Annotated in this window: 4 protein-coding genes and 1 pseudogene; 1 reads left to right on the top strand and 4 read right to left on the bottom strand. The window is 38.8% G+C overall.

The window, feature by feature from the left end; genetic code table 11:
- Positions 1-229 precede the first annotated feature (229 nt).
- The 4 genes from BLV90_RS15815 to BLV90_RS16370 all read right to left on the bottom strand — a co-directional run bounded on the left by BLV90_RS15815 (position 230) and on the right by BLV90_RS16370 (position 1,146).
- On the bottom strand, positions 230-529 hold the full coding sequence (locus BLV90_RS15815; protein ID WP_245726402.1) for a type II toxin-antitoxin system RelE family toxin: 300 nt from the start codon (positions 527-529) through the stop codon (positions 230-232).
- Entirely contained in the window at positions 513-746 is a 234-nt protein-coding gene (locus BLV90_RS15810) for a hypothetical protein (RefSeq protein WP_091743072.1), read from the bottom strand. Before BLV90_RS15810 ends, BLV90_RS15815 begins: the two co-directional genes overlap by 17 nt.
- A gap of 51 nt (positions 747-797) precedes the next feature.
- Complete coding sequence (locus BLV90_RS16905) at positions 798-935, bottom strand: helix-turn-helix domain-containing protein (protein WP_425433912.1); 138 nt, start codon at positions 933-935, stop codon at positions 798-800.
- A gap of 64 nt (positions 936-999) precedes the next feature.
- Positions 1,000-1,146, bottom strand: coding sequence for a hypothetical protein (locus BLV90_RS16370; RefSeq protein WP_177168128.1), 147 nt, complete (start codon positions 1,144-1,146; stop codon positions 1,000-1,002).
- A gap of 561 nt (positions 1,147-1,707) precedes the next feature.
- Here BLV90_RS16370 and BLV90_RS16610 point away from each other — a divergent pair.
- A pseudogene (locus BLV90_RS16610) lies at positions 1,708-2,212 on the top strand (DDE-type integrase/transposase/recombinase); the annotation flags it as partial.
- Positions 2,213-2,821: the final 609 nt, after the last annotated feature.

The following is a 2,821-nucleotide window of genomic DNA, read 5'->3' as shown; positions in this document are numbered from 1 at the left end:
GCCCCTGCACTTGGAGGATTGGCTAATCCTAAATATAAATATAATGATAAAGAAATGTATTTCCCCTTGACACCTGGTTCCCATCTATAATCTCGTAAAACAGGTAGCATAACTTTCACGGGTAAAGACTTTCTTTCCGTCAACACTCCCCTTTTCAGAAAAGGGGAGTGTTCTTTTTTAAAATACATGCCCTTCTGTAAGGTAGCATACTTATTATGTTAACTAGTATTCAATTAATTGGTCTGCTATGGGTAATTTTCAAAAAGATAAGTTCAAAAAAGAAAGAAAATGAAAGTATAAAACCCTGAAAACCAATCATATTCTGATCTATATAGAATAAAGCCCTATATGTCCCTATTCTGAGTCGAAATGTATGCTGCTCTCCTTTAAGCTTTTTTACATCTCCCTCAGGAGGGATCATCCGTAGTCCCTCTAGTGCTTCGAGGATGCGAACTTGCGTATTTTTATCCTGCTTTTTAATGAACTTAAGTGCGGGGGTTTTTAAGATGAGTTCATAACTTAAGTTCACGTTTTAATTCCTCCAAGGATATACCATCGTCTTCCTTTGCCTTGGCTATCTCTTTCTTTTCTTCTTCGGTTAATGGTTCATCCACTTCATCTATGCTCTCCCACGCTTTTTTCATTGCACGCTCGGCCAGATACTCCATGTAATCCAGTAAGCTCTTTTTTTCAGATTCAGGTATCTGCTGAAAAAGGCGATCAAATCGATCTTTAGGAAGTGCCATAATTTCGTCTCCAATGGTTGATCTTGCTTTAAGTATATCTGAAAACTAACCTCAACCCAAATCCACTAGCTGATTGACGAACTCCCTTCTGATCCGATGGACTGTCATTCTTGAAATGCGTAGGCTTCTAGCTATATCATCCATGCTCATACCATCCATGAGGCGAGACAATATTGTGCGCTTCCTCATCATATTTTCAAAACACCTCTAACTACTCGACCTATTTTATCTGAATTTAAACTGAAGATATCTATCAAGATGAAGAGTATAGGTGCATTTGAACCATAAATTCAATACTATCAACAATTATATTATCAAAATCAGCTAACAACTCTTTATAAAGATCTAATACATCTTGTTCTAATTCTTTTTGTTCTTCTTCGCTAAGATGTTTTTTCACATCAAATTTAAACTCCGTACTTTTCTTGAACAAATGATTCAACAGTCTCTTTATTGATGCAAACTCTCTCTAAGTATTGTTCAAGGGAACCCAAGTCCTTCAAAAGAATTTCATTTATATGGCGTGCATCGTAACTTAACAAAGATACTTTCCAAAGCCACGAGTATATATTATCATCCTTAGTCTCTTGTAGAACTTTTCTTAACGTTTTAATACTACTTGAGATTGAATAAACCTAAACTCACTTATAGTTCGATTACCTCTATGGGAATTAGTTTAAGCTCCATATACTTCGTTGTTCAATCAAGTTCAAGCAATAAACAATTCAGTCCTGATGTAGTGTCAAGCACAGAGACAGATCCTGTAGGAAGTTAATATGCAGCAACATACGAAAGACCCTCCCATCGATCCATAGGGGAACGATGGGAGGGGTTTTAATAGTGTCCGAGTGCCCAGTTGTCACTTTAGTCACCTCTATCATTTCGTGTTATTTCCCCCCTCGTCATCTGTAAAGGCAAATGAGTAATTCTCATGGTTAATTATGAGTTGTGTATAGGTCGGCTGGATCGTCAGTTCACTGCTGAAGCTCCCCTCCGTCGTTTGGTTACGGACATCACTTATGTTCGTATTAGGGATTCTTTTGCATACCTTTCTGTCATCCAGGATCTATGGAATAACAAGATCGTTGCCTGGTCCCTATCCGAACGCAATGATCTGGATTTGGTGTTGGATTCGTCGAACAACTTCGTGGCTTCTCTTCCCTCAAAGGTGTTCTTTCCATTCCGACCAAGTGTTTCAGTATACAAGCAAGACCTATGCTCACCGGTTAGAGGTCTACGAAATGGTGGGAAGTCATTCTCGCCGCGGGAAACTGTTTTGACATGCTTCGATCGAGTCTTTCTTTTCTCACTTAAAAACAAAGAAGCTTTATTTGGAACATCCGAATACATACGAAGCGACTCACCAAGCAATCCGACAATACATTACCTACTACAACGAAAAACGGTTTCAGAAAAAATTTGGCGATCTTTTCTCGGTATTCCACAGGGGAAAGATCGCCGCATAAAAAGTTTTTTTCTATTGTCTACTTGACGGGGTCAAGACCAGGGCTTGACCAAGGCCCTTGGTGTCTTTTGTGACTCTCTATCAGTTTTCTAGCATTACTTCAAAACGAACTTTGCCATCACATCCAAAAGCTAATCCTCTCCTGTGAAGTTGCTTAATACGCCAGCAGAATAGGTAAATGTTTGGTAGCTATTCACGTAGCAATTGTTCTGTCTTTAAACGGATTTCAATTCTACCCATCCCAGTGGATTTTGATTTTGACTTTTCTGAAAAAGGCTATCTACCAAGGTTAACCTCCTTCCTTTTTCACGATTACTACCGTCGTGCAAAGTGGCTGCTTCTAAGCACTCAACTTCCTAAATGTAAATAGGCCCGTAAGATGGAATTAGATCGCAAAAAGTCCAGACGATTTTTTTGTGAATAAATGATATACATAAAGAAACATAGTCAGCACATGTGAAGTGGTGTTGCTAAGTATCCTCTGTTAGTAGTGAGTGCAAAGAAAGAGGAGGAAGTAGACGATGAACCGATCAATTAATTTGCCACAAGCCATCGCCTTATATATTTCGGCTATTCTAGGTTCAGGTATTCTTTTTCTATCGGCAAGCAC

The organism is Marininema mesophilum, assembly GCF_900106775.1.
Taxonomy (GTDB): Bacteria; Bacillota; Bacilli; order Thermoactinomycetales; family DSM-45169; genus Marininema; species Marininema mesophilum.
This window is presented reverse-complemented; position numbering and strand designations above follow the sequence as displayed.